Origin of the sequence: Enterococcus sp. 3C7_DIV0644, from assembly GCF_002141235.1 — a bacterium.
Classification (GTDB): Bacteria; Bacillota; Bacilli; order Lactobacillales; family Enterococcaceae; genus Enterococcus_D; species Enterococcus_D entomosocium.
This window is the reverse complement of the sequence record NZ_NGLK01000001.1, coordinates 419771-445624: the sequence shown is the minus strand read 5'-3', so window position 1 is coordinate 445624 and position 25854 is coordinate 419771. Positions and strand designations below refer to the sequence as shown.

The window sequence follows — 25854 nt, the reverse complement described above, 5'->3', positions numbered from 1 at the left end:
AAAAACATAACTAAGTAAGGAGGCGCTTTACTGTGGAAAAAATTAAAATATGGATGAAGTCATTTAGGTGGGGAGGATTAGTTTTTAAAATACTGCCAATAGGTATTTCTGTTTTATCTTTGGGCTTAGCTCGAGTAAGTTATATCTCTAGCCAGCCGCTTGAAAAACTTTCATACGAAATACTTACGACGAACGATTATGTGGATCCTATTATTTTAGATGGAGAAGAAATAAAGGCAACCTTACCAAGAATAGTAAGATCAAGAGGTTCGATTGATAGGACGACATTAATTTCTTACCATTCTGGTGAGTATAAAAAAATTTCTGAAGCGCCTACAAATCGTCTGCTTGAAGATGTATCTTCGGAAAAAAATAAAAACAGTAATAGATTTGTTACTTCTTCAGGTTTTACTACATTGTATTCAATATATAGTGATGAAGAAAATCAAATATATTATACATATTATTTTTTGTTGATAGAGGGAATGGATAACTCTAAACATCTACATTTAATTACTCATTTTGTAAATAAAAAAGAGAACACAACTCTCACTAAAAACTATTCGGAAAGAACAATTCTTGAGCCGGAAAGAAATGAAGAATATACAAAGTATTTTGAAAAGGCTAAACGGGACTTCTTCCTTTTGAAGAAAGATTTAAGATTAATGGATTTGCTATAAGAAATTATAGAAACAAAACTCAACTAAAATAGCGATCGTGAGGTGGTGCATATGAATGGCTAGGCAACGAGATCCAAGAAGAAATGAAGCAAAAGAAATATGGCTAAAATCTAGTGGACAAAAGCTTTTGAAAGAAATTGCAGAAGAGCTAGGCGTTTCTGATTCGCAAATTCGAAAGTGGAAATCAATAGATAAATGGACCGAAGAATTGAAAGGTAATGTTACCGATGGCAAAAGTAACGTTACCAATCGAGGCGGTGCGCCACCGGGAAATAAAAATGCAGAAGGTAACAGGGGGAATAGTCGAGCAGCAGCACCTGTAGGAAACAAAAATGCGCTAAAAACAGGCGAGTATGAAACTATCTTTGCTGAATATCTAACTGAAGAAGAAAAGGATCTTTATTCAAATTTAGATGATGATCCTTTTTTCATTATGTCGGATGAAATTCGTCTTTTAAAAATTCGACAACGTCGAATGATGAAAAGAATAGCCGATGCAGAAGCTGGCTTGACTGAGAAAGAGACAGAACAGCTTTTTGAGTTGCGAGGGCGCAAAACCTTGGTTGAATCCAAAAAATCGGGACAAAAAATACAAGTTGAGGTGCCTGATTTAGTATTGACCGAGATGAAAGAACATTCTTTTCGTAAGATAGATGATTTACTCTCCATTGAGGAAGCTTTGACACGAGTTAGCGCTCAATTGACAAAAGCAATTAAACAGCTTAATGAATTATCCTTATCTGGTAGGAAAGTTACTCTGATGGAAGAACAAAAACGGAAGATGACTTTCGAAGCTGATATCCTTGAAAACAAAGCTGCTAAACTTGTGATTAAACAAGGTGAACAGAGTAAAGTACAAGGCCTTATTGATATTGGCCAGGCGCTTATTGGTCCAATAGAAGAAGATGAGGAGAGTGGACGAGATGAGTCAGTTGAAGTTATCGACTAAGCAACAAGAAAATATTTTTCAACCACTCAAAGGGATTCGGATGGAATTGAACGAGGGAACGATTCGTTCAGGCAAGACGATGTCAGATGTGCAGAAGATGGCGTTAATCTACGCAGGACATCCCGATACGAATCATCTTGTACTCGCTTATAACCAAGAACAAGCCTACAGAATGTTTATGGATTGCGAAGGGTTTGGACTTGAACATATCTTTGCAAGCTGTGCAGAGATTCGACACGATGAGCATGGCGACCACTTATGGATCAATCTTCCCACAGGGGAAAAGCGAATCTACTACAAAGGTGGCGGGAAAGTCAATGCTGTCGGAGCCATCACTGGAATGTCTTTTGGAACGGTCACTTTCTTAGAGTTCAATCTACTTAATAAAGCGGTAATAGAGGAGGCGTTTCGCCGAACCAAGGCATCTAGCTTTCGTTATCATCTAGCTGAGCAGAATCCGCCAGCGCCCAATCATCCCAATTTAGAGACGCTAAAACCATTCATTAAAACAGGATCCTTTAAGTTCCGACATTGGCGACCACAAGATAATCCTATTTTGACAAAACAGTCTTTGAAAGAATGGGAAGAAGAGTGCAAAGTCTCTGACTATCTCTACAAACGAGATTGGCTAGGTGATCGAGTGATGCCTGAAGGTGTTATCTATTCAATGTTTAATAAAGATACCCATATGACAAATGAAATCATAGGCAAGCCTGTAGAAGTGTTTTTCAGTGCCGATGGTGGTCAAAGCGATGCGACAACTTGTTCGTTAAACCTCGTTACATGGAAAGATGGAAAGTATTATCTCTATCGAATGGCCAACTTTTATCATAGTGGAGCCGATACTGGTGTCACAAAAGCGATGAGCGAGTATGCCAAAGAGATAAAGTTGTTTAAAGAGTGGTGTTATCAAGAATGGTCATGGCTGCCAAAGCATTCCAAATTCTTTGTCGATCCAGCCTGTAAGTCATTGAGTGAGGAATTACGTGTCTTGGGGATTGTTACCACAAAAGCAGACAACAACTCAAAAGACAAAGTTACCAGCAATGGAACCAAAATTGAAATAGGTATCGAACGTATGCAAAGCGCCTTTTCTAAAGGACGCTTTTTTCTTTACGATCATGAAGGCAAATATGGGCATTATTATTTTATCAAGGAGTTAGGGATGTATGTTCGTAATGATAATGGCTACCCGGTTGATAAAAACAACCATGCTCTGGATGAATGTCGGTACGCAATTAATTACTTTACGAAACGTTATGTTCTCTAATAGGAGGTGGTCCAGTGTCATTTTGGCAGTCAATAAAAAGAGTATTTGGAAAGGGGGCGGTTGCGATAGGAGCGAAAAAAGAGCTACAAAGTATTTTGGATCATCCAAAGATTCAAATGAGTCATGAAGAGTATGATCGTATTCAAAGCAGCTTACTTTATTACCAAGGGTACACCCATTGTGATTCTGGTCAACGAAAGAAAGCGAATATTAATATGGCCCGCAAAGTTGCTTCTGAGTACGCGAAAGTGATGTTCAATGAACAGGCAGAAATCACGATCGGAAAAGAGGATAAATCGAAAAAATATGATGAAGCCAGTGCTTGGATCGAATCTGTGTTTCAACATAATGACTTCAAGCGTAATCTCAGTAAGTATCTTGAACCAGCAATGGCGCTAGGAGGCTTAGTTGTGCGACCTTATTTCAATGATCAATCGGGAAAAGTGGAATTTTCATGGGCGCTCCCGGATGCCTTCTTTCCATTGGAAAGCAGTACAAATAAGATCAGTCAGTGTGCAATGGCATTTAAAACGATCAAAACCCAAGGGAACAAAACGTTCTATTATACCTTGTTAGAATTCCATGAGTGGATCGATGGCGAGTATTGGGTCTCTATGGAACTATACGAAAGTGAAAAATCTAATGTGTTGGGGATTCAAGTATCTTTAAATACATTAAAGCAGTATGAAGAATTTGAGGCGGCTGTTCATGGTGAAGAAATTGAACGTCCAATCTTCTCTTATTTTAAGACAGCAGGTTTTAACAATATCAACCCATATTCTCCGCTTGGTGTGGGTGTTTACGACAACTGTAAGCGAACGCTGGATCGACTAAACAAAGCGTTGGATGCGTTTGATCATGAAATTGACGTGGGCAAGAGAAGAGCGGCCTTTCCTGAATCTATGCTAAGTGGAATTCCTGACAAGGGAACAGGCGAAACGAAATTAACATTTGATAAAGATGATGACTTCTATGTCATTGTCCCTGGTACGAACCCTGATGAATTTAAAATTACTGATTTAACGCATGATATTCGAACAGAACAGTACATCGGGGCGATCAATCACCGATTGCGACTTCTAGAAATGGAAGTTGGGCTTTCCACGGGTACGTTCGTTTTCGATGGTGCTGGTGTACGTACTACGAATAAGACTGCAACCGAGGTAATCAGTGAGAACTCGCAGACGTACCAATCTAGAAACCAACAAACCACCGAATTGGAGGAATTCATTCGGGATGTTGTGCTGGCGTTGTGTGAGCTTGGCCGGGCCACAGAAGTTGATGGGAAACCATTGTTTAGTGGAGAATCTCCAAATCGTGAGGACATTGGCGTTAACTTTGATGATGGCATCTTCTTAGATAAAAAGTCAGAATCTGATTATTATCGTGAATTGAAAAATGATGGGCTGATTCCCGGATGGTTAACTTTAGCTAAAATAATGAAGTTGCCTGAAAGTAAGGCAAAAGATCTTTACCGACAAGCACAATTGGATGTGGTCGATGAAACTACTGGGAAAATACGGGATTCTGGATACGAAGACTTTGAGGAGTGATTGAATGACAATTACATCAAAGCAGTTGGAAATCGAAGCTTCATACGTCCAAGATGCTTATATGGCGATGGAAGATGAAATCATGAAGATGCTTGTCCGTCAGTTGAACAAGCCAACTAGAACACCGCTCACAGAAGATAACGCATTCCGGTGGAAGATTGAAAAGATGCAGCAATTAAATTTGTTGAGTCAACAATCATTGCAGCAGCTGGTCAATGAAACAAGTCAGTATTCCTATGATCAGCTACGTAAAATCATTGTGGATATGGGGTTTGAAGTCGTTTCGGACATCGACAAGGATTTGACAAAGCAAACAGGAAAAGAACCGCCACCACGAACTGAGATCGACAACGTGATGGAGTCGTATTTTAATCAGCAATGGCGAGATCTCGACAACCATGTCAATCAGACGCTGATTGATACCAATTACCCTGACAATCGACTAGCTAAGATGTATCAGCAAGTTTTAAACGATACAGTGGCTAAAATCATCGGTGGTGCTAAAACGCCACAGCAGGCACTTAGAGAATCAATCTATGCGATGGTGGAAAAAGGGGTGATGACGACCTTTGTCGACAAGGCAGGGCGTGAATGGAGTCTTGAGCGTTACGTACGGATGGTTTTGAAAGCCACAACTCACAGAGTCTATCAGGATCTGAGACTTAAACGAGGGCTAGAACATGGCATAGTTACTGCACTCATGAGTAGCCATATGGCTGCTCGACCACACTGTGCTCACATCCAAGGGGGATGGGTGCTACTTGTCCGTACAGAAGATGCACCAGAAGAATTACGGCACATTCCATCCATCTATGATTATGGATACGGTGAACCTGACGGCACACAGGGGATAAACTGCCGGCATCGATTGTACATTCAAATTTATGATCCGGATCTTGATGTTCATATGAAACAGTATGATCCAAAGCAAGCGATTGACAATGCGGACTTGGTTGCCAAACAGCGACGCATGGAAGTCGCTATTCGTCGTGCCAAAAGACAACTGAATGCCGCAATAACGATTGAAAATAAAGAAGATGTCCAGCATTTCAAACAGCTGATCAGACGACGACAAGGAGCATTGCGAATATTTATCAATGAGCATGATCAATTGTTACGCCGAGATTATTCAAGAGAACAAGTCTATACCTAAACTCAAAAACTGAAAAGTAATTGTGGAAGCTTATCATCTGTATGTGTTTTTTGAAAGTATTAATTGCAATGCTTCTTCTGAATCATCTAATCCGTGCCAAGTTACAAATCCTTTTGATAAGGAAAAAATGTATATTTTATCAGTCTTATTTGTCTTGCTAACAAGCTGGCTCTTTAGGTCATTTACTCTAAGAGACGTAGCAATTATGAAACTCGTTTTTGTTATGGCGAAATAATCGTCCCCGAAAGAATCTAAATAATTATATAGACTCTCATAATTTTGTTTATCATCTAATACTAAAGAAATGTTGTAAACATAGGTAATCACAGTCTCACCGTCCTTTTTTCACTATACCTAAATGATATACGAAAATAAATAAAAGTTAAATAAAAAATATACTGGAATTAGAGTCATCATAGCGATGGCTATTTATTTTGTCCTGAACATGACATAAAACTATTCGATTTACCGAGTGAGCGGTATAACTCGCACTCTAACTGGTACCAACCAGAATAAAAAGGAACGGAGAATGAATTATGGAATGGATCAAAGAAATTTTGTCAAAACACGTCGGAGAGGATGGGAAGTTTGATTTAGACGGGGCAACAAAGGAAATCAAGTCAGAATTTCCTAAGAATGCAGTGCCAAAGGCTGATTTTAACGATAAGTCTCAAAAGCTGAAAACGGCAAATGAGGATTTGACTGCCGCAAATGCACTTGTTGAGCAGTTGAAAGCATCGAACAGCGGCAACGAAGATTTGCAAAAGCAAATTGATGACTATAAAAATCAGTTAGAAACTGTGACTGCTGAACGATTAGCAGATCGTAAGAACGCTGCGATTGAATTAGCTTTAACACAAGCTGGAGCTAAGAACATTACGGCTGTGAAAGCTTTGTTGAAGACAGATGAGTTGGAAATGACTGACGAAGGTGTCAAAGGATTAGATGAAAAAGTAGCCACATTGAAAAAAGATGAAGGCTATTTGTTTCAAACGAATGATCCTACACCTCAGCCAAAGAAAAAGCAATTTGTGGCTGCTGGGAATACAGGTGGCGGCGAACCACCTAAAGAAAAAAGCTGGAAAGATACTCTAGCCGAGAATATCGCAAAAACAAAAAATAATTAGGAGAGTGGTTTAAATGCCAGTAATTTTAGACAGTAAAGATTTAGCGAAAATCGACAAGGAATTTGCTGCCGAGTCGCAAGTATGGGAAGTATTAACGCAAGGGGCAAAAGATATCACAGAAGAGGATTTTGTGGGGACTCATGAAGTACGTGTAAATGAAATGCAAGGATTTACTGCTGCTGATTATAAGCGTAATAAAGAAAATGAACGGAACAATATCTCAGTTGAGAAATCAACTTTAAAATTGGAAAAGGAACGTTGGATGGGCTACGATATGGATCGCTTGGATCAATCGGAAAATGCAGCGTATCAAGTAGGTGCTGTCATTGAAGAGCACACTCGATTAGTTACGATTCCTGAGAAAGATCAAACCGCTGTTGCTCGTTTACTTGAAGCTGGATTTGACACTTCTGACAATGTTTACAAAGGAAAAACGGTCAAAGAAACAATCACTAAATCTAACATTTTAGATAGTTTCGATGATGCTGAGGCGTACATGACTGATACAGAAGTCATTGGTCAGTTTGTGGCGTTTATGTCTAGTGATGCATACAAAGCATTGAAGAATGCAGATGGCGTCTCTAAGACTTTTACTACCAATACTGTTCAATTCAACGGTATCGATCGACGTGTTGAAATGCTGGACGGCACGAATATCATCATTCAAAAGGTTGCTAAGAATCGTTTGCAGGTCGATGAAGACAAGCATATTAACTTCATTATGACACCTATCACCGTTGCTAAGCCGATTGAGAAGTACAATACGATCGATTTAGTTCCTGCAGACCAGGATCGTGGCGGTTACCGTGACACCATCAAAGGATTGGATTATTACGATTGCTTGGTCCTTAAGAAAGCACGTCCAGCAATCTATATCTCTTATGATGACCCAAAAGCATGACCCCGGAAGAACCGGGGAAGTCTGGCGTAAAAGGTAAGTCAATCGACATCGACGATATGAAAGTTGATGAGTTGAAAGCTGAGCTAGATCGCTTAGGCATCGAGTATTCCTCTACTGCTAAGAAACCAGAACTAATCGAGTTGTTAAAAGAGAGTGAATAACCACTCTCTTTTTTCATGGAGGTGAAACCATGGAACGAATACGTCGTAAGCCGTTGAATGAAATCTTTGACGATCCGGAAAGTAACGAGCAATGTGGCTACCTATCTTTTAGAGAGTACAAACGACTCGTGGATCGTGACACGGAACTGACTGAAAAAGACTTCCGGAAGCTTCTGAGAAAAGCCAGTGCCTTATTGGACATCCAAACCAGACGCTTCTATCAGCGCAACGATCTTGAATCAGATATTCCATTGCGTCGCAACGCTTTTAAGTTGGCTGTTGCCTATCAAATCGAGTACATGCATGAAGCAAATGCCACTACCTCATTTGGCATGCAGGAGCCGGACAGTTGGTCTATTGGCCGCATGAGCGTTTCTAAAAGTAAGGGTGGTTCTTCCTCAACGAACGAAACGCCGCTGCTATCAGGAGACGCTATGCTGCAGTTGTCAGGAACCGGTCTACTATATCGTGGGGTGAGTCGATGAGAATGCCACCTAAACGATTTTTTCCGCATACAATGATCTATCGGAAGAAAATTGGTGTAACCCCAAGAGGTGAGCCCATTCTTGAGGATGAGCTTGTGATTGAGCATGTCCGCTTTGATGACACAGTCAAGTTTGAGCCGAGGGATGTTGATGGGAAAGTACAAACACCCAATGCATTGATCTCTATGGTGAAGAAATACACTGGACCATTACCGGAGTTTTCAGTTGCAGATCAAATTGAGATTTTTGGCAAACAGTACACGATCGCAAAAGTTGTACCGCTGAATGCTGATTCACCTGATCCTTTCGGTTATGAAATTGAGGTGGCCTGATGAGTGGGATCAAAATTGAAATTGATCTAGGTGGTGTCCGGTCAAAGCTCAGTGAAGATAACTTGGGACTAGGTCAGTTGAACATGGCCAACCGGATGCTACAAACCATGAATGAAACTGTGGTGCCATGGGACACGATGCATTTGCGTGACACTGGCCATGTATCTGGTCGGGGAAGTCAGCTGATATTTGATGCGCCATATGCCGGTCCGCAGTATTATGGCGGCCGGAAGCATCCGGTAACTGGTGTATGGATCCCATTTGTCAATAAGCAGCCCGGAACTGGTCCATTTTGGGATGAAGCAGCGAAACCGCTATTCATAAGTGATTGGTTACAGGCATTTAAGATTGGAGCGAAACTATAATGGATTTTATTGATCGGCTACAGGAAGTAGCTAGTAAAATCGATGTGCCAGTAATCATCCAAGCCATCGATCAGGAGGAGTCAATCCGGTTGGCACCACTACCGGGAGGCCGAACAGTCAAATCGTACATGAATGGGGACAAGGTCAAGGAATTGCCGTTTGAATTCCGGTTCAAGACAAAAGATTTTTCTGGCGACCGCGTCATCTATCAGCTTTCTGAGATTTTAGAAAATGTGAAATCTATCCCATCTGAAGATGGTTCTTATCAATTCATGGATTTGACAATTTCCAATGAACCCTTTTTGCTTGGGCAAGATGATCAAAAGTTCTTCTATTATCGATTAGTCGTCCAAGCAAAACTATATTTTAAAAATAAACCACAGGAGAGTGAAGACTAAATGAAAAATGTAAACAGTGAGCGTGGCCATTTTATCGCGCCATTTACGAGTATCAACACAGCACCTACGGAATCAGCGTGGGTAGAATTGGCTGACGGAATTGAAGACATTTCGGACGCAAGTACGGAGGCTACAGAAGAAAAGTCTTACTACAATGGCGTGACAACAAACTTGGTTAACCGTGTATCTGGTGCCTACAATGTCAGCGGAGATTACGATTCTGAAGATCCAGCGCAGAAAATTGTCGCAGATATGAAATACAAAACGGGTGTTGGACGAAAAGTTTGGCATCGAGTGGTAAGTGCTGACAAGACGAAACAATGGACTGGCCATGCGACAGTGACGGACATCGTGGCAGGATCTGGTGCAGCAGATACGACCGAGGACTTTTCTTGTACGATTACCTTTGACGCAACACCAACCGAAGGGGTTCCGGGATCTAGTAACGCAGATGCAGCGTTAAATTCTGCACCAGTTAACAATAAAGCAAGCAAAAAAGAAGAAGCCAAGTAAGAGGAGCGTTTAGCGCTTCTCTTTTTTACATACAATCGAATGGAGGAAACAAACATGGTAAAAATCCCGGTGAAAACAACCCAAATGCCAATTGAAATTGGCGAACATACATTCCACATCGACACATCAGAAAAAGGTGCAGAATCATTTTGGAAATTAGTTGCAGGATATGCGGAAAAATCCTCTAAAATCACGAAAAAGTTGGAAAAAGAACAGATAAAACCAGAAACAGCAAAAAGAAATGCACACGAAGCATTAGAAAAAGTGATTGATGATCTTTTGGGTCCCGGCGCATTTGACAAGTTATTCGAGCTTTCGCCTGACTATATGTTGATTTCTGAATACTACATGGAGATTTGTTCCGCAGTCAGTGAAGAAATTGGCGGGCGTAAGCAACAGTACTTTGATAAAATGCAGCACTACTTAGAAGGTTAGAACGATGAAACTGCAGTATCGATTAGAAGACACGGTGGAAATCGAAGGTGTTAGTTATCCGATCGATCTTTCTTTCGATACGGTACTTCGCCTTTTCGATTTATTAAAAGACCCGGGGCTATCGGAGCCAGAAAAAATCCTTTTAGGCATCAATCTGTTGCTGGGTGTTTCATTTTTATATGACATCGAAACACAAAATACGATTTTTTTGTCGATCTTGGAGGCGTTTGATATTTGGGAAAAGCCAAAACCACGATACGACAAGAAAGGTAACAAACTAAAACCAAAAATGAAAGAGATTGCGGACCAGCAATTTTCTTTTGATTACGATGCGCCGAATATTTACGCAGCCTTTTACCAAGCATACGGAATTGATCTGTTTGATCAGCGAGGAAAAATGAGATGGGAAAAATTTATTGCTTTGTTTGGTGGATTGCCAGATGAAACAAGATTCCGTCAAATCATTTCCATTCGAACGAAAAAAATGCCAACAGGAAAAGGAAACAAAGAAGCAAAGGATGAGCTTCGAAAATTGAAGAAACTCTATGCACTACCGAAAGAAGGTGAAGAAGATGAGCAGAAGTGATGGCAAGGTAACGATCGACATAATCGTCAATGGGAAACAGGTCACAAAAGAGATCGACACGGTCGAACAAGGCTTTTCTCGATTGGGTAAAAATGCCGATGATGTGATGAAAAAAGTCGGTTCTGATATAGGAACAAACACTGAATCAGGTGCCAAGTCCGCTAATAAAGCGGTGGATTCGGTAGAAAAGACTGTTTCAGATTTAGGCAAGACGACTGAAACCTCAACAGCGAAAGCAGGAAAGTCGATCGGTGATAACTTTGATTCTGGGTCTAAGGGAGCGAACCAAGCAACTGATAGCGTAGCGAAGACTGTCGCAGAACTAGCGTCATCTGTCGAATCTTCTGCGCCACTTATGGGGCGTAGCATTAGTGAAACCTTCTTAAGTGCTGCGAAAGATTCTGAAGCGTCAACGTACAAGATCTCAAACGCAACAGGAGAGATGAGTGGCGCTGTTGAAGCTCATGCGACTCGAGCGTCCAATTCAATAGCCAAAGGGTTTGAATCAGGTGCCAAAGATGCAAGTAATTCCACAGATGGGATCACTAATTCTGTATCGAATATGGTTGGTTCAGTAGAAATAGCCATGCCAGGTCTTGGTGGGGCTATCAGCGAGCCTTTTATTATCGGGTCGAAACATGCCACCGCGTCGATGGATGCGATCAAACAATCCTCTGCTAAAATGGTGCCCGAAGTAAATTTGGCGGCAACAGCAGCTGGAAATAGCTTGTCTCGACACTTAGAGGCTGCAGGAAAAGATGGCGCACGATCGATTGCAGATGCAGTTGCTATCATGAAAAAGGATCTTGGGGATCTCGGAGATCGTGCGGAACAAGTAGGAAATCAAACGGGCAATGCCTTTCATATTCCTGAGCCAAAAGCACAAAAACTGACCGGAACGATTGGACAGTTAAGTGCAGCGATGCTAATCACCAAAGGTGCCACAACTGCCTTATCCATGGCCAAAGGTTCGTTGGACAGTGCATTTGGTCGTATTGATACACTGAACAACTTCGAGAACACCATGACGCGATTGACTGGCAGCTCAGAAGAAGCGGCTGAGGGCATGGAAGGTGTGCGAGATGCGGTAGTAGGAACGAACTACATGCTGGATAGTGCCGCTCAGACGGTGCAACGATTGGTCATGCAAAACAAAGACCTTGAGAAATCGACGGAAAGCTACAAGGTTTGGGGTGATGCGGTCGCCTTCTATGGTGATGGATCTGCTGATGCGATGGATAACGTAATGGATGCGATGATCCAAATGCGTGCGACAGGCACGGTCAATATGGCACAAATGGACCGCATGGTTCGTCGTGGTGTTGATCCGTGGGAAATCTATGCCGATGCCACAGGTCGCAGTGTTGGCGAAGTTAGAGATGCTATGCGCGATGGCGAGATGGGAGCAAACGAGTTCTTCGATGCTGTGGAGCATGCGATGCGTGAAGGCGGTAATGAACTCGCTTCTGTTACCGGGATGGCTCAACAAGCAGGAGATACGTGGAAAGGCTCATTTGCGAACATGGCCACCGCTACTGCAAGGGGAACCGCAAGCATTATTCAATCTACTGATGAAGCATTTGGAGAAACTCGCTTTGGATCCATGAAAGAAAATGTCCAAGGGTTTGGGAAAACCTTTGAAGGTGTGTTAAACGGTGTAGCAGGTGTGATTCCACCAGTTGTTTCAGCTATCGATACGATGGTTGGTGGGATTATCGATCTCAAAGAATCATCAGTGGTTTTGGCGCCAGCGATTATTGGGGTAACCACAGCAATCGCTGGTTATATGGTCATCAAGAAAGCAGAATTGTACACTCGTGGTTTTATTGCGTCAATCAAAACCTTAACAGGTGCTAAGACAGCTGCGGCTGCAGTTACTAAAACCTTAACTGTTGCGGAGAAAACACATTTAAGTGAAACAGCCAAAACAAAGGCTCTTATGGCAGGGTCGGCTGCTGGAACCAAAGCTTATACATTGGCTACCGGAGCCCTTACTGCGGCGAAGATGGCGCTAAAAATGGTTATGAATCCGCTTGGAGGGACATTAACCTTGCTTGCTGGTGGAGCAGCGTGGTTAACCAAAAAATGGAATGATAATCGAAAAGCAGCCAAAGAATTGGCAAGTGAAATTGATGGTTTAGGTGATGAATTTGATGGCCTAAATGATGCAACGGAATCCAATGCAAAAGCATTTGAAGCACAAGTAAAGGTCATTGATTCCAATGCCGAACGAAACAAAGACCTAGCTGCAGAATTAGAACGATTGACCGCAATAGAAGGGAAGTCAGCTGCTGAAAAGCAATTGATGGCTGATACTGTTGAAGAGTTAAATAGTTCAGTTACTGGGTTGAATCTTGCCTATGATGAAGAATCAGGTTTGTTAAATGCCACAACCGAAGAAATTCAAAAACGAATTGAAGCTTCTAAAGGTATGGAAGAAGTCAATAGCTTGGTGGAACGTCAAAATCAACTGACACAAGAAGCGGCTGATTATGAGACGACCCTTAAGGAAGTTGCGAAAGAACGAGCGATGCTTGAATATGAGGCTTCTGTTTCAGGTGTCGATGGTAAAAAAGCTGTGCAAGAATCCCTAGCAGAATTGGACGCCAAAGAAGCCGAGGCTATGGGAAATCTTGAAGGAATCTATGCCGAAAAAGACCGTCTTTCGGATGAAGAGCAAGCGAAAAGGCAAGAAACATCTGAGGCTACCGCAGCAGCAAACGAAATGATGATCGTTTCTTATGCAAATTTGAGTGACAGTCAAAAGGCAGTAGTCGACGAATTAAATAGTCAGCTAGATAGTTTTCAAAAGAAGAATGAGGATGTTTTCAAAGATGTGCCTGAAAAAGTCGAATACGGTATGGGGCAGGCTAGGCAACACCTGAAAGATCACCTCACCTATCAAGCACAACATGCCGACAATATGGAGAAACTATGGGCGCGTGCCGGGGATGGCATGGATACAGGATTGCTTGAGAAGATGGCAGAAGGCACACCGGAGATGCGTGCTTTGGCTGCAGACATGGTCAATGCTTCTGAAGAGGAAATGTCGAAGCTGTTAGAGGAATACGCCAAAATAGGCGAAAATGCACCGAAACAGTTCGCCAAAACCCATGGCCTTGGGGAAGAAGATGTGCGACTCGCTTCACGGGAGTTAGCCAATGTTTCTGTAGGTACTCTTCGGGAAGAATTGGATAAAGCAGATTTAACCTCTGTTGGTAAAAAAGTGCCTGAAGAAACTGCAGAAGGAATAAAAGAAGGCGAAGAACAAGTTGCAGAAGTAGCAGAGAATATCGCACAAGTTCCGGGACAAGTGATTGAAGAAACGATCGCTAATACCAATTACGCAGAAATTACTGATCCACTTGCTAAGGGGACGTCAGACGGCATTTTGGCAGGGATCCAACCTGTCGAAGATGCGTCGAAAGAACTAGCCGAAACGCCAGAGAAGTTATTTGGTGAAGTGATTGATCAAGATGTTTTTGTCGCTCACGGAGAGACGCCGGGGAAAGGATATGCCGAAGGAATCGATCGTAGTAAAGAAGCTGTTCAGGCAAGTACCGCCGAATTGTCTGGTGTGCCACGAGAAGTCTTTGAAAAAGAAATGGATCCAGAAACGTTTAAAGGATTCGGTGTAAATATTGGGGAAGGTGCAGCTGGAGGAATTGATCAATCTGCACCACAAGTCGAAAACGCCACGAAACAGATGGCTGAGTTGGCAAACAAGGCTTTCCGTAAGGAAAATGATATCAATTCACCGTCCGGTGTTTACCGAGAATACGGTGGCAACATTACGACCGGTCTTGCCCAAGGGATCGAACAAAATGGCAGCGCACCTGAACGAGCGATCGTACAGCTGGCCAAGAAGCTGATGTCCTTATTAGATAAGGAATTAAATGCCAATCAGATGGGCAAACAAATCGGCAAGCCGATGATGGAAGGAATCGCTCAGGGGATTGATCAGAATTCTTCTAAAGTGTTGAGTTCAATTGCCAAAATGACAGACGAGATGGTCAAGAAGTCTAAGAAGGCTGCCGAAGATGTCGTCAAGGAATTTGAGAAAATGAATCGTGATGTTGATCGAATCTTGCAAAACATGCCAAGAATTGCGATTGCGGCTATGCGTGAATCCAATCAGGCTTATCGTGAGGGGATGCGAGATGCGAACGACACAATCCGTGATGGTGCTCAGCGTATGCCTGACCAGATGAACCATTTACCTGATCAGTTTTATCGCATCGGACAAAATTCCATGATTGGGTTAAACAATGGATTGGTGGCTGGTCAAGCACAGGTGTTGAATACTGCCGCAACGATCGCCAATCAGGTAGCCCAAACGATGCAGAGAGCCTTGGATATCAACTCACCTTCAAAAGTGATGATGATGGATGTGGGGCGATGGATCCCTGCCGGAATTGGTGAAGGGATTGAGCGTTTCAAGCATTTTGCGTTAGATGCCATTGAGGATTTGGGCGCACAACTTGTTTTGCCGAATATCCAAGCCGAGTCAGTGGCCATTGCTGGTAACGCTGGCTTTGGCTTATCTTTACCAGTTGCGAAGAGTGAATCGAGAACAACCAACCAAACGATCCATAATACAACGCACATCGACATTCATTTTGACGAGATTACCATTCGTAACGATCAAGATGTAGCAGAACTAACACAAGATATTGCCCAACAAACTGCAGACGAGATAAGGAGGTCATTAGAATGACGAATGAACCGTATTTTGAATTTAATGGCCAGAGATCAACCGCCAAGAACCTCTATCTCCTAAATGAGATGGAGTTGACGATTCCTGAATCAGACTTGCGTTTTGACGAGGTGGATGGCCGACAAGGCGCAATCATTTACGACAATGAACGAGAAAAAGATATCATCAAAACATTTCCAATGGAACTTAGAAAAGAAGCAGACAAGTCGCTTTTCCAGCAAGTCAGAGAAATTACTCACTGGCTGAAGGAACCAAAGCGATACAGTCGGCTTCTTTTTTCTGAGGATCCGGAATACTTCTACGAAGGTATCTTTCATTCACAAGTTCGAATTCTCGATCGCTGGCGTGATCATTTTGACGTGGCATTGCCGTTCCGGTGTAAGCCAGTGATGTATCGACTAGATGGCCAAAAGGCAGCTGCTCACATATCTGGGCGCACATTAGAGAATCCGGAAACAATCAATTCGTTGCCATTGGTCCAATTTAGATATAGCGGTACAGCAGATGCGACCTTGACCATTAATGGTCGCCAGTTTCGAATCCTAAGAGCTGCCGGTGCTGGCATGATTACGATCGACAGCGAGCTAGGAACGGCTTATCGGGATGGCATAGCCAATATCTCAAGTGCGATCTTGATGCAAAGTGATGGCTACCATGTCCCCGAGTTACGACCGGGAACAAACACGATTTCGTTCACAACTCAAATCACACAAATGACGATTACGCCAAGATGGAGGGTGACTGCAATATGAGTGTGCCGATTTTATACGACAAAGCAAACAATGATTACAGCACGCTTGGCTTGGGTCTCTTAAAAGAAGCAAGCAACGTTTTTGCGACCAGAAAAAGGAATAATTTTCCTTTTTTAGAGTTTACCTATCCGGTTTTCGGCGTTCTCTTCTCTCAGCTTGAGAAAGGGAAAAAAGTTGTGGTCGATGTAGGACCGGGAACGAGATCGAAGCGTCAACGATTTGAAATTGTCCGGATCACTAAACCACAAAATGGAATTGTGTCGATCTACTGCGAACACATTGCTTTAATCACTGAAAAAACAGCACTAAACAAAGGACAGAAGCACACCGCTATTTCAGCCCAAGAGGCGTTGAATCAGTGGCGTGCTCTTTTAGTCCCACAACGTGATTTCACCGTGTTCACAGATCTGACAACCGTTACTGCAATGGACTTTTCTGAAGTTGGCCACTTCGAAAGCGCAGCGGAGGCACTAGGTGGTAAAGAAGGCTCAATTCTTCAAAAATACAATGGCGAATACATTTTCGATAACAATGAAATTCGCTTGATGCGAGAAGGTGGCAAAGAGACCGGTGTTGTTATTGCATATGGCAAGAATTTAGTGGATCTCGTGCAAGAAGAAACGATCGAGAGCACCTATACTTCGATTCGTCCTTATGCTCGGGCAAATGAAGAAGGTGCCAGTGAGTTAGTTCTTCCGGAAGTTATTCTTGATGGTCCACACGTCAATAATTTTCCGGAACGTCGAGTTCAGACGGTGGATCTCAGCAGCCGCAATCCTCAGACTGTGGCTGAGCTTCGGCAGTTTGGGCAGTACTACATTTCTAGTAATCAGGTCGGATTGCCTCGTGTGAATCTAAAAGTGAAGTTTGCGGATCTGTACAGTGCGACTGGAGAAGAACAACATCGACAATTAGAACAGCTAGAATTGTACGACACTGTGACAGTGGCCTTTAATAAGCTAGGTGTAAACGTCAATGCAAAGATTAATCAGACGGTTTGGAATGTCTTGTTAGACAAATACGAATCCATTGAGATTGGCGATTCAAGAGCTACGCTAGGGTCCAATCAAAAAGAACAGGATCGCGATCGAGAGGAACAAGTCAATCGACCGCCAATCATCGGACCCGGAAACATTGCCAACGTGCGTCCCGGAACGATTACGAATTTCGTCGCTTATGGTGGTTTTAGTCAGATGTTCTTATTTTGGGATATGCAGGGGTTGACTGTCAGGGAGTACGAGATTTATGGATCCCAAGAAAAAGGGTTTATTCCGGGACCAAGCAACCTGCTAGGTACGACAAATGTGAATGCCTATACCCATGGAACAGAAACCAAGTTGCAATGGTATTACCGTGTTCGAGCGGTTAATCACCATGATGTTGCTGGTCCATTCTCAGATGAGGTATATGGTCAAACAGCCAATACAAAAGAACTGGATGAGCTAGAAGGAATCTTGGATGATTTAAATGATCGGATTCTTCCGGAACTAGATGAGCGGTTAACTGAGAATGATCAGATCCTTTATGAGTTGAAGGAGAACATTTTGCTGGATCTTGAAGGAAGGCTGAAAGAACTTGAAATCGAAATGGATATACTCACCACTGTAAAGTTACCGGGACTTGAGCAGAAATTGATTGATAACGAGCTTGCGTTGAATGAATTGAATAATGTCTCGCTACCACTATTGGATGAACGCTTGAAGTCAGCCGAACAAAATTTCCTAGATGCACAAAAACAAATCGATGATGCAATGGCAGATATTCGAGAGGTTGAGGATCTGCTTTCTGACTGGCAGTGGCAAGACACGGTTGAAATTGACGGCGGGAAAATTCGAGCTGACACCATTTTGGCAAGATCAATCAAAGCCGGAAGCATTACAACAACGCAGATTCAAGCTGGAAGCATCGTTGGGAATGATTTGGCTATTAACACCATTACAGCTAGAGAAATCAATGCGCAAACCATTACGGCTAATGAGATTGCGACAAATGCGATTATTACCAGACATATCTCAACAAATGCTGTAACCGCAAACGAGATCGCTGCCAATACTATAGCTGCAGATAATATTTCCACAAATGCAATTATCGCTCGACATATTTCAACCAGCGCAATCACGGCAGAAAAGATTAATACGAACGCAGTAACGGCCATAAAAATTAACGCAGGTGCTGTCACTGCTGAGAAAATTGCGACAAGTGCTGTGACAACAGTCAAGTTGAACGCCGAAGCGGTAACGGCTGCTAAAATAGCTGCCAATACAATCACAGCAGCGCAGATTGCAGCAAACACGATCACGGCGAATCAGATTGCCACAGAAACGATCACAGCGAACCGAATCGCAACAAACGGTATCATTGCGCGCAATATTACGGCAGGATCGGTCGTCGCAGACAAATTGGCAACTGGATCAGTGACAGCAGTCAAAATAGCTGCTGGAGCCGTCACCGCTGATAAGATCGTCGCGCGAGCTGTGACTGCGGATAAATTAGCGACAAATGCCATTCAAGTTGGCTTTAACAACATGGGGAATAGCTTGAGGTTGACGCCTACGACGTTGGCATTTTGGCAAAGCACCTCCGTGCGGTTTATGGAAATGACTGGTCTTCGACTTGAATTTTTCACTGGTCAAAGCACACGTATTGGTGGTTTTGAGCGAAGCAGTATGAGTGGGCGAACTTGCGTCGCGTACTTTGCAAGAAACTCTTATAGCTTAGTGTTGGGACGAATAGTCAACTCCGCAGGAACGAGTGAACAAAGAATACCTGTGATGGAAATTCAAGGAAATAACGCTGCAATCCAGATGCACGCCAACATCAACATGAATAGATGGAGCATTACCAATCAATCCGATATCCGCTTGAAAGAAAACATCCAAGAAACTTCTGTTTCAGGCATAAAAGAAACAAAGCGAATTCGCATGGTTGATTTTGATTGGAAACAAGACTATCGTCCAATTGACAAAGACACTCCGCCACCAACTACTCGTCAGTTTGGAATGATTGCCCAAGAGGTACCTTTCTTACAAGCAAACATTGATGGGGATAATCATTATTTGTCGATTGATATGAATAAACAAGTCAATCTTAATACGAAAACCAATCAAGAGTTGATCGCGATCGTTGAAAGCCAAGAACAACGGATTCAAAAATTAGAACGAGAAATGGAGAAAATCGCATGAAGATTACCCTAAAGAATTATGAACTAAGTGCTGCTCTTTTATTTATTCAAGAAATGGCGTTAAAAGCTGCAGATAGCCGCCATCGGTCAAAGTTTAAAAGTTCATTGATTGAAGCAGTCAAGGGGCTACAGGAATCAGAATTAGAATTATATGAGTTGTATGGGGAAAAAGACTCTGAAGGTCAATTGATCATAAATGAAGAAAAAACTGGCTATGAAATTAAAGCGGAAAATCGCCATCAATTTTATCTAGAAATGAAAGTTCTATTAGATGAAGAGGTCGTGATCAAGAGTGGGTTATACGCCAAAAATTTCGAGAAGTTTGGACAAGTACTTGCCAACTATGACGGTGTCATCTCAGGTAAGGAAGCCGATATTTACGACCGCTTAATGGACGAATTTGAGAAACAGGAGGAAAAACAAGATGTTAAAGACTAACAAAAGCACTAGTGTAAATGGACAGGTCATGATTGACGAAACGATGGTTATTTATCTATCGGCTTCGATCGATGAAGATAAAGGGGTGTCAACGACACCATCAATCAGTATCCAAGAGCCCGATTTATACCAAAAAAACAAAAAGACTTGCCGTGAAGGAATTCAAGAATTTTTGAAAGAACTGTGGGCGTTAGAAGACAAAGCCTGAAGGAGGACGGACGATGGAAAATCTCTACGTTACCAGTGAGATCACGTTAAACAAAACGGCGGAAAAACGATCTTCTCCTATACCGACCAATACAGAGTTTTTCAGTTATGACCAACGTGTCGCAAAAAAGACGATCAACTTTCAGTTTAAAGGGGAGCCGTTGGACCTTTCAGAGGCCAATGTCATTTTGGGCTTTGATTTCGTGACTGCAGGTCAGTCAGTTATTTTTGAAAGTGCTGATGACTCAATCAAAATTGAGGATCCAACAGCTGGAAAAGTAAATGTGATGTTGCCAAATGACATTTACGCGTACTCTGGCTCAGTGATCATTTATGTCTTTGTGGAGTTTCCTAATGGCCAATCGTTAGACTATCCGGCATTTAGTACGGAATTCCAAGAATCTTGGCTTGATCAAGATCTTGAAGAAATGGCGCAATTTTATGTGAAGCGGTTCGAGGATTTGCGGAACTTGGTTCTGGAACAAGCCTCAGGAATTGATCACGATTTGACCGAATTTGAAAATCGAATAGGACAAATTGAATCGGACCTTGCGGCCTTTGACATCGATGCTTTAGCGAGGGAAATTGAAGAAGAGATTCGTGCAACAGTAGAAGGCAGGCTCAGTGACATCGAGCAACGACTGGATGATGCGGATTTTGTCACAGAAGAAATTGTTGATCAAACACTAGAGAAGTTTATGTTTGGTGCACCGCTAGTTCGAGAACCATTGCTTGATTTAAATGGGAAAATTCGAGGAAGCTTTGTCGAAAATGTTCATAGAGCAGGTGGGGTCCTCTCGACATCTTTGCCAAGCAGTGCTGCTGGAGGGACAGAGATTACACAAGCTCAATACAATCGAATAGCCACGAATGACGGGCTAGATACTAGTATTAGTGCGTCAGCTTCAAATGGACGAATGCATGTTGTTTTTACATGGGACGTACTTGGCGATATGAAGCGACGGTTTCCGGAATTATTCACATTTTTTTCTCCACAAACAGTGCAAGAAGAATTGGCTATAATTCAACCTTTTGTAGAGAATATTCAGTTTACTGCCTATGCGCATATCAATTCCACCACCTCATATCCGATCATTGGGTATCGGAGAATGCCTGAAAACACCGGATTCAATTGGCAAGAAATGGCAAGCCACGAGAGCACTTTCCATGATAAACTCACTTTTCCACTTGAGTTAATAACCGGTACTACAGTACTGGGTCATATTGGAAAAGCATCCGTGGTATTACGAGGTCCTGAACGACAAGCAACTAATCAAAATGCGATTCGGATTGCATATGCCAAAGTAGACTATACGGTGGCGTTTAGTTTGGATAAGTTATTTATCCCTAAAACGATCAATCAGATCGCTAACCCAACCATCGATATGTTCAATCAGTTAGCCCAACGAGTAAATGACTTAGAAAAGAGAGGATGATAAAAATGGACGGACACAAAGCAATCTATGACACAAGGGATTTACAGGATCTACGGCCATTATATACGCCAAAGGATCGCCCTGTATTTCATCCCTATACGGAAGTGGCACCGCCAATTGAACCGCATGTGGTGGTTATTGGGTTTGATTTCAATCGTCAACGTTGGAATGTGGTAAGTGCTGCAACACCAGAAGAGGTTGAGGAGTTACAAGAAACCACGGATTCCTTAGGGCGATCGGTGGTACAACTGACGCTACAAAATCTTCAACTGTCACAACAAGTAAGAGAATTGACTCAAGGAGGGCAAAAAAATGCTTAATTTTGAGACGATTCAAGATTGGTACAATCGTGGCTGGATGACAGAAGATGACGTCAATCAGTTTCTGTCACTTGGTGCAATCACAGAGGAACAGGCAAATACAATTTTAGAGGGAGAAGGGAAGTCTTAAGGCTTCTCTTTTTCAATTTCGGAAAGTGAAGGTAATCGGTATGTTTTATTTTGTCAGTCTTTTTATAGGAGGAGATTTTATGGTTCATTTATTTGGAGGAAGTTTAGATGTCATTGATGTCTATTTAACCTTTGTCGTTATTGATTTGGTCGTAGGGTATTTTAAAGCCCTTAAGTCCCATAGTTGGATGTCTGCGGTGAATTTAGAGGGATTGTTTACGAAATTCATTACGTTTGCGACAATTTTTGCAGCTGCTTCTCTTGATAAAGTGGCGCCAATCATTGGGATTAGTTTACCAATCAACATTGCTCTTGTATGGACGATCTTACTTATTTTCTACGAGATTAGCAGCATTCTAGAAAATGCTTATGAATCTGGGGTCAAGGTTGGTTTCTTGCAAAAGTGGCTTGCGGTTTTCAAGGAAAATGTACACAAAGAGTCAACGCCACCAGACTATGGTGATGGCCAAAGCGAAACAGAAAAAACAATCTATCAGCACAAAGATCAGGATCAGTCGAAGGGCTGATCTTTTTCTATACCAAAATTTTAGGAGGAATTATCTTGGACGAGAAGAAATTTAGTGACAAATGTCGAGAACTAGTAGCCAGTTATACCAATGATCATTTGGATAAGAGTGATCAGGAAGAAATTACATCGGATGATGTGTTTATTGTCTGGCAAGTTAAGGTACTGCAGAACAACAAGGCGCTGTTAAGTACAAAGCTATTTGATGGGATGTACTACGAGATCACTTACAACGGTGACAAAGATGAGTACTACTTTGATGCATATAAAAAATGGGAAAACAAAGCTATCAAAGCTTAAAAATTAGGAGGAAAACACTATGACAAAAATCGTAGATTTACGCGGCGATTCAAGAATTTTAGGGCCATCTAACCCCAACAGATCTGTGGCTGGCATCACTAAAATTGCTCGTCACCACTCAGGAACTACAACAGGCGATGTGTTTGCATTTCAGAATCATTGGCGAAATGTAAATAAATGGGGGACTGGTGGCTATCACGAGATTATCCTGCGTGATGGATCAGTCCAATTAATCTATCGGGATAACGTCACTACAAATGGTGTGGGTAATCATAACAGTTACACCTATCACATTTGCCTAGTTGGCAGCGGCTCATTTACCGCAGAACAAGAAAAAGCGTTTGACGAGCGTGCACGTGCAGCCATGCAGCGTTTCAATCTGAAACCAGCTGATGTACTTGGTCATAACGAGTTTTCTGGACATAGATCCAACAGTTGTCCCGGAACCAATATGGCGGCGGTTCGCAGTCGTTTGAGTGGCTCATCTGGATCGACCCCGACACCAAGCCCTGCTCCTACCTACAATGTGGAGCCTTGGAACAAGCGCCAAACAGTGAGCACCGACGTGCTAAATGTACGTGCTGCTCAAAACACAAACTCTCGTATCATTAAAACGTTGCGACGTGGACAAACGTTCAACGCAACGAGAATCTCTCGGAACGGTGAAAGTGTCAATGGCTTTACTACTTGGTTTGAAGTTGATGGTGAAGGTTGGGTATCTGGTGCTTTAGTTACTGAGGTTTCCAATAATAATACAGCTGCAGCAACACCGCCGGCTAACGTTTGGCGTAGTCGTTCAGGAACCGTCACAGTGACTGCAGCTAAGGGAATCAATTTGCGTGGAACTTCTAGCGGAGATACCACTAATCCGACTGGCTTAGGCATTCTCACTTTGTTGGGACGTGGACAGCAAGTCAAATATGATCGTGTGCTAGTCCAGCGAAATGGTCATGCCTTTGTACGTCAACCTCGCTCAGGTGGATTTGGTTGGTTAGCTATTGGACCGACTAAGGATGGAAAAGTGACATCTTATTGGGTAAATGGAATCACAGTTTAAACTATAAAAACGCATACAATGAACCATAAAAATTCAAAAAAATATGTAAAAATGAATTTAATCAATAAAAAACATATTAGAGAGGAAGATTATTATGACAACAACGATTCAAGATTTACGAGGAGATGCAAGAATTTTAGGACCGTCAAATGCGAAACGAGATGTTTCAGTGGTGACAAATATTGCTCGCCACCACTCTGCAACGGACACTGGCGATGTATTTGTATTTCAAGAGTATTGGAACGGAACCTTAGGTTGGGGAACCGGTGGTTATCATGAAATAATTCTCCGTGATGGCACTGTTCAATGGTGTTACTTCGATGACGATGTAACCAATGGCGTAGGAGGACACAATACACCGACCTATCATATTTGTTTAGTAGGAAACAGCTCATTTACTGAAGCACAAGAAAAAGCATTTAATGAACGAGCGAAAGCAGCAATGGAACGATTTGGTTTAGGTGTTGAAAATGTTTTAGGTCATAACGAATTTAGTGGTCATGCTTCAAACATTTGCCCGGGCATCAACATGGATGTTGTGAGAGATATTCTTAACGGTGGTGATGGCAATATACCAGAGCCAGATTATATTATGCAAGATTGGAACAAAGAGATGGTTGTTGCAGCTGATATTTTGAATGTGCGTCAAGAGCCAAATACACAATCAGCAATTTTGCAACAATTAACGAGAAGTCAAGTCTTCCAGTCCGCACGTGTCACGATCAATGGTGAATTAGTAAATGGAATCAGACACTGGTATGAAGTTGATGGGAATGGATGGGTTTCAGGGTCATTAGTTGCGGAATCCTCTGTGGATAATGAGTGGATCGAACAGAGCGGTGAAGTGACAGTTGCTATTTCTGGAGGTATTAATCTTCGAGGTCCTTCTGTAGGTGATGTGACGAACCCGACGAGCTTACCAATTATGCGTCGAGTAGATTTAGGTGAAAAATTTGGCTATGATAGAATACTGGTTCAGAAAAATGGTCATGCGTTTGCCCGTCAATCGCTAAATGAGGGGTATGCTTGGCTAGCTATTGGTTCAACTGCTAACGGTATAGTTACATCTTATTGGGTAAGTGGTATTGAAATCTAAAGAAAAATACCGTCCCTTTTTAGGGACGATACATAAAATACATTGAAATACGAACTAATGTTTGATATAATTGCGTCATAATCCTCAATAGATTATATCTGCTATAGGAAGTCTTAGAAAACGCTTGTTTTCGAGGCTTCCTTTTGGTTTAATTTAAGTAGCAGATAAATCACGAGGACGGAGAATTATTTATGAATTTTGATTTAAGTTTACTGAATAAGTTTGAAGGGCAAAAGCTGAATGAATTTCTAGAAGCAGTTATTCCAGATTATAATCAGCAATTATTAGATTCTCGTAAGTCTGGGGAAGTAGGTAAAAAAGTAATTAGGAGAGTTTTAAATCAATTTCTTCAAGAACTGGACTTCGAAAAACCGGACAACTTAAATGCATTTGAAAGTATTGACAGAGCTTTTTTCTTTTTTTTATTTTATCAAGATCAGGATACGTATTATCATAAAAAAATTAAAAATAGAAATCTAAATATTGATTATGTATGGAGCTCACTAGAAGAAGATAATAATTGGAAAATATATTTAGACAAGCATATGGTTGATTTTTCTGCCAATGATGAAGTTGTTTCAATTAGAAAAGATAGATGTGTATAAGAGACAGATATATATGGAGGTGGGATTAAATGAGTATTTTAAAATCAGCTGTGAAATACAAAGCAGCTAAAAAAGCGACAGATAAAGTACTAGGAGATGGATTACTATCTAGCGTGGTAGCTGCAAAAACAGTCAAAAAAAGTAATGAGCGTAGTAGGTTAAGGAAAGAGAAGAAATAACAG

At 42.0% G+C, this 25854-nt stretch carries 29 protein-coding genes; all 29 read left to right on the top strand.

Annotated features, from left to right (window positions below):
* Positions 1-32: 32 nt before the first annotated feature.
* The 29 genes from A5877_RS02155 (at position 33) to A5877_RS17120 (ending at position 25851) form a co-directional block, all read left to right on the top strand.
* Positions 33-680, top strand: coding sequence for a hypothetical protein (locus tag A5877_RS02155; RefSeq protein ID WP_086316259.1), 648 nt, complete (start codon positions 33-35; stop codon positions 678-680).
* Positions 681-735: 55 nt separating this feature from the next.
* Entirely contained in the window at positions 736-1629 is an 894-nt protein-coding gene (gene terS / locus A5877_RS02150) for a phage terminase small subunit (protein ID WP_086316258.1), read from the top strand.
* Positions 1604-2899, top strand: a complete 1296-nt coding sequence (locus A5877_RS02145) for a PBSX family phage terminase large subunit (protein WP_086316257.1) — start codon at positions 1604-1606, stop codon at positions 2897-2899. Before terS ends, A5877_RS02145 begins: the two co-directional genes overlap by 26 nt.
* Positions 2900-2913: 14 nt before the next feature.
* Complete coding sequence (locus A5877_RS02140; RefSeq protein ID WP_086316256.1) at positions 2914-4452, top strand: phage portal protein; 1539 nt, start codon at positions 2914-2916, stop codon at positions 4450-4452.
* 4 nt (positions 4453-4456) lie between these two features.
* Positions 4457-5605: a phage minor capsid protein gene (locus tag A5877_RS02135; RefSeq protein WP_086316255.1), complete on the top strand. Its 1149-nt coding sequence runs from the start codon at positions 4457-4459 to the stop codon at positions 5603-5605.
* A gap of 536 nt (positions 5606-6141) precedes the next feature.
* The gene (locus tag A5877_RS02125) at positions 6142-6732 is read left to right on the top strand and encodes a phage scaffolding protein (RefSeq protein WP_086316253.1); all 591 of its coding nucleotides are present in this window, start codon (positions 6142-6144) and stop codon (positions 6730-6732) included.
* A 13-nt stretch (positions 6733-6745) separates the two neighbouring features.
* Positions 6746-7633 (top strand): capsid protein, encoded by an 888-nt coding sequence (locus A5877_RS02120; protein ID WP_086316252.1) that lies wholly within the window; start codon positions 6746-6748, stop codon positions 7631-7633.
* Positions 7630-7794 (top strand): HeH/LEM domain-containing protein, encoded by a 165-nt coding sequence (locus A5877_RS02115; protein ID WP_086316251.1) that lies wholly within the window; start codon positions 7630-7632, stop codon positions 7792-7794. Before A5877_RS02120 ends, A5877_RS02115 begins: the two co-directional genes overlap by 4 nt.
* A 29-nt stretch (positions 7795-7823) precedes the next feature.
* The gene (locus A5877_RS02110) at positions 7824-8279 is read left to right on the top strand and encodes a hypothetical protein (protein WP_086316250.1); all 456 of its coding nucleotides are present in this window, start codon (positions 7824-7826) and stop codon (positions 8277-8279) included.
* Positions 8276-8611, top strand: coding sequence for a putative minor capsid protein (locus A5877_RS02105; protein WP_086316249.1), 336 nt, complete (start codon positions 8276-8278; stop codon positions 8609-8611). Before A5877_RS02110 ends, A5877_RS02105 begins: the two co-directional genes overlap by 4 nt.
* Complete coding sequence (locus A5877_RS02100; RefSeq protein ID WP_086316248.1) at positions 8611-8976, top strand: minor capsid protein; 366 nt, start codon at positions 8611-8613, stop codon at positions 8974-8976. Before A5877_RS02105 ends, A5877_RS02100 begins: the two co-directional genes overlap by 1 nt.
* Positions 8976-9374 (top strand): minor capsid protein, encoded by a 399-nt coding sequence (locus A5877_RS02095; protein WP_086316247.1) that lies wholly within the window; start codon positions 8976-8978, stop codon positions 9372-9374. Before A5877_RS02100 ends, A5877_RS02095 begins: the two co-directional genes overlap by 1 nt.
* Complete coding sequence (locus A5877_RS02090; protein WP_086316246.1) at positions 9375-9887, top strand: phage tail tube protein; 513 nt, start codon at positions 9375-9377, stop codon at positions 9885-9887.
* 54 nt (positions 9888-9941) lie between these two features.
* Positions 9942-10322, top strand: a complete 381-nt coding sequence (locus A5877_RS02085; RefSeq protein WP_254907411.1) for a hypothetical protein — start codon at positions 9942-9944, stop codon at positions 10320-10322.
* Between the two features lie 4 nt (positions 10323-10326).
* Positions 10327-10908, top strand: a complete 582-nt coding sequence (locus tag A5877_RS02080) for a Gp15 family bacteriophage protein (protein ID WP_086316244.1) — start codon at positions 10327-10329, stop codon at positions 10906-10908.
* Positions 10895-15625: a tape measure protein gene (locus tag A5877_RS02075; protein ID WP_086316243.1), complete on the top strand. Its 4731-nt coding sequence runs from the start codon at positions 10895-10897 to the stop codon at positions 15623-15625. Before A5877_RS02080 ends, A5877_RS02075 begins: the two co-directional genes overlap by 14 nt.
* Entirely contained in the window at positions 15622-16377 is a 756-nt protein-coding gene (locus A5877_RS02070; RefSeq protein ID WP_086316242.1) for a phage tail protein, read from the top strand. The genes A5877_RS02075 and A5877_RS02070 overlap by 4 nt, the downstream gene beginning before the upstream one ends.
* Positions 16374-19559, top strand: a complete 3186-nt coding sequence (locus A5877_RS02065) for a phage tail spike protein (protein WP_254907410.1) — start codon at positions 16374-16376, stop codon at positions 19557-19559. Before A5877_RS02070 ends, A5877_RS02065 begins: the two co-directional genes overlap by 4 nt.
* Positions 19556-19996, top strand: coding sequence for a DUF1617 family protein (locus A5877_RS02060; RefSeq protein WP_086316240.1), 441 nt, complete (start codon positions 19556-19558; stop codon positions 19994-19996). Before A5877_RS02065 ends, A5877_RS02060 begins: the two co-directional genes overlap by 4 nt.
* Positions 19983-20204, top strand: coding sequence for a hypothetical protein (locus A5877_RS02055; RefSeq protein WP_086316239.1), 222 nt, complete (start codon positions 19983-19985; stop codon positions 20202-20204). The genes A5877_RS02060 and A5877_RS02055 overlap by 14 nt, the downstream gene beginning before the upstream one ends.
* A 13-nt stretch (positions 20205-20217) precedes the next feature.
* Positions 20218-21639: a BppU family phage baseplate upper protein gene (locus tag A5877_RS02050; RefSeq protein WP_086316238.1), complete on the top strand. Its 1422-nt coding sequence runs from the start codon at positions 20218-20220 to the stop codon at positions 21637-21639.
* 5 nt (positions 21640-21644) lie between these two features.
* Positions 21645-21959, top strand: coding sequence for a hypothetical protein (locus A5877_RS02045; RefSeq protein ID WP_254907409.1), 315 nt, complete (start codon positions 21645-21647; stop codon positions 21957-21959).
* Positions 21952-22089, top strand: coding sequence for an XkdX family protein (locus tag A5877_RS02040; protein WP_086316236.1), 138 nt, complete (start codon positions 21952-21954; stop codon positions 22087-22089). Before A5877_RS02045 ends, A5877_RS02040 begins: the two co-directional genes overlap by 8 nt.
* A 79-nt stretch (positions 22090-22168) precedes the next feature.
* On the top strand, positions 22169-22615 hold the full coding sequence (locus A5877_RS02035) for a phage holin family protein (RefSeq protein WP_241655697.1): 447 nt from the start codon (positions 22169-22171) through the stop codon (positions 22613-22615).
* A gap of 35 nt (positions 22616-22650) precedes the next feature.
* Positions 22651-22914: a DUF6275 family protein gene (locus A5877_RS02030; RefSeq protein ID WP_016621078.1), complete on the top strand. Its 264-nt coding sequence runs from the start codon at positions 22651-22653 to the stop codon at positions 22912-22914.
* A 19-nt stretch (positions 22915-22933) separates the two neighbouring features.
* Entirely contained in the window at positions 22934-23971 is a 1038-nt protein-coding gene (locus tag A5877_RS02025; RefSeq protein ID WP_086316234.1) for an N-acetylmuramoyl-L-alanine amidase, read from the top strand.
* Between the two features lie 94 nt (positions 23972-24065).
* Complete coding sequence (locus A5877_RS02020) at positions 24066-25067, top strand: N-acetylmuramoyl-L-alanine amidase (protein WP_086316233.1); 1002 nt, start codon at positions 24066-24068, stop codon at positions 25065-25067.
* Between the two features lie 191 nt (positions 25068-25258).
* Positions 25259-25672 carry a hypothetical protein gene (locus A5877_RS02015; RefSeq protein ID WP_086316232.1) on the top strand — a complete coding sequence of 138 codons (414 nt, stop codon included), beginning with the start codon at positions 25259-25261 and terminating at the stop codon, positions 25670-25672.
* A 29-nt stretch (positions 25673-25701) separates the two neighbouring features.
* Positions 25702-25851, top strand: coding sequence for a hypothetical protein (locus A5877_RS17120; RefSeq protein WP_175496482.1), 150 nt, complete (start codon positions 25702-25704; stop codon positions 25849-25851).
* The last annotated feature ends 3 nt before the right edge of the window (positions 25852-25854 follow it).

What these genes read in the sequence shown, in the direction of transcription:
- terS (WP_086316258.1), top strand. Translation starts at nt 736, where the DNA reads ATGGCTAGGCAACGAGATCCAAGAAGAAATGAAGCAAAAGAAATATGG.
- A5877_RS02145 (WP_086316257.1), top strand. Translation starts at nt 1,604, where the DNA reads ATGAGTCAGTTGAAGTTATCGACTAAGCAACAAGAAAATATTTTTCAA.
- A5877_RS02135 (WP_086316255.1), top strand. Translation starts at nt 4,457, where the DNA reads ATGACAATTACATCAAAGCAGTTGGAAATCGAAGCTTCATACGTCCAA.
- A5877_RS02125 (WP_086316253.1), top strand. Translation starts at nt 6,142, where the DNA reads ATGGAATGGATCAAAGAAATTTTGTCAAAACACGTCGGAGAGGATGGG.
- A5877_RS02120 (WP_086316252.1), top strand. Translation starts at nt 6,746, where the DNA reads ATGCCAGTAATTTTAGACAGTAAAGATTTAGCGAAAATCGACAAGGAA.
- A5877_RS02115 (WP_086316251.1), top strand. Translation starts at nt 7,630, where the DNA reads ATGACCCCGGAAGAACCGGGGAAGTCTGGCGTAAAAGGTAAGTCAATC.
- A5877_RS02110 (WP_086316250.1), top strand. Translation starts at nt 7,824, where the DNA reads ATGGAACGAATACGTCGTAAGCCGTTGAATGAAATCTTTGACGATCCG.
- A5877_RS02105 (WP_086316249.1), top strand. Translation starts at nt 8,276, where the DNA reads ATGAGAATGCCACCTAAACGATTTTTTCCGCATACAATGATCTATCGG.
- A5877_RS02100 (WP_086316248.1), top strand. Translation starts at nt 8,611, where the DNA reads ATGAGTGGGATCAAAATTGAAATTGATCTAGGTGGTGTCCGGTCAAAG.
- A5877_RS02095 (WP_086316247.1), top strand. Translation starts at nt 8,976, where the DNA reads ATGGATTTTATTGATCGGCTACAGGAAGTAGCTAGTAAAATCGATGTG.
- A5877_RS02090 (WP_086316246.1), top strand. Translation starts at nt 9,375, where the DNA reads ATGAAAAATGTAAACAGTGAGCGTGGCCATTTTATCGCGCCATTTACG.
- A5877_RS02085 (WP_254907411.1), top strand. Translation starts at nt 9,942, where the DNA reads ATGGTAAAAATCCCGGTGAAAACAACCCAAATGCCAATTGAAATTGGC.
- A5877_RS02080 (WP_086316244.1), top strand. Translation starts at nt 10,327, where the DNA reads ATGAAACTGCAGTATCGATTAGAAGACACGGTGGAAATCGAAGGTGTT.
- A5877_RS02075 (WP_086316243.1), top strand. Translation starts at nt 10,895, where the DNA reads ATGAGCAGAAGTGATGGCAAGGTAACGATCGACATAATCGTCAATGGG.
- A5877_RS02070 (WP_086316242.1), top strand. Translation starts at nt 15,622, where the DNA reads ATGACGAATGAACCGTATTTTGAATTTAATGGCCAGAGATCAACCGCC.
- A5877_RS02065 (WP_254907410.1), top strand. Translation starts at nt 16,374, where the DNA reads ATGAGTGTGCCGATTTTATACGACAAAGCAAACAATGATTACAGCACG.
- A5877_RS02060 (WP_086316240.1), top strand. Translation starts at nt 19,556, where the DNA reads ATGAAGATTACCCTAAAGAATTATGAACTAAGTGCTGCTCTTTTATTT.
- A5877_RS02055 (WP_086316239.1), top strand. Translation starts at nt 19,983, where the DNA reads ATGTTAAAGACTAACAAAAGCACTAGTGTAAATGGACAGGTCATGATT.
- A5877_RS02050 (WP_086316238.1), top strand. Translation starts at nt 20,218, where the DNA reads ATGGAAAATCTCTACGTTACCAGTGAGATCACGTTAAACAAAACGGCG.
- A5877_RS02045 (WP_254907409.1), top strand. Translation starts at nt 21,645, where the DNA reads ATGGACGGACACAAAGCAATCTATGACACAAGGGATTTACAGGATCTA.
- A5877_RS02040 (WP_086316236.1), top strand. Translation starts at nt 21,952, where the DNA reads ATGCTTAATTTTGAGACGATTCAAGATTGGTACAATCGTGGCTGGATG.
- A5877_RS02035 (WP_241655697.1), top strand. Translation starts at nt 22,169, where the DNA reads ATGGTTCATTTATTTGGAGGAAGTTTAGATGTCATTGATGTCTATTTA.
- A5877_RS02025 (WP_086316234.1), top strand. Translation starts at nt 22,934, where the DNA reads ATGACAAAAATCGTAGATTTACGCGGCGATTCAAGAATTTTAGGGCCA.
- A5877_RS02020 (WP_086316233.1), top strand. Translation starts at nt 24,066, where the DNA reads ATGACAACAACGATTCAAGATTTACGAGGAGATGCAAGAATTTTAGGA.
- A5877_RS02015 (WP_086316232.1), top strand. Translation starts at nt 25,259, where the DNA reads ATGAATTTTGATTTAAGTTTACTGAATAAGTTTGAAGGGCAAAAGCTG.
- A5877_RS17120 (WP_175496482.1), top strand. Translation starts at nt 25,702, where the DNA reads ATGAGTATTTTAAAATCAGCTGTGAAATACAAAGCAGCTAAAAAAGCG.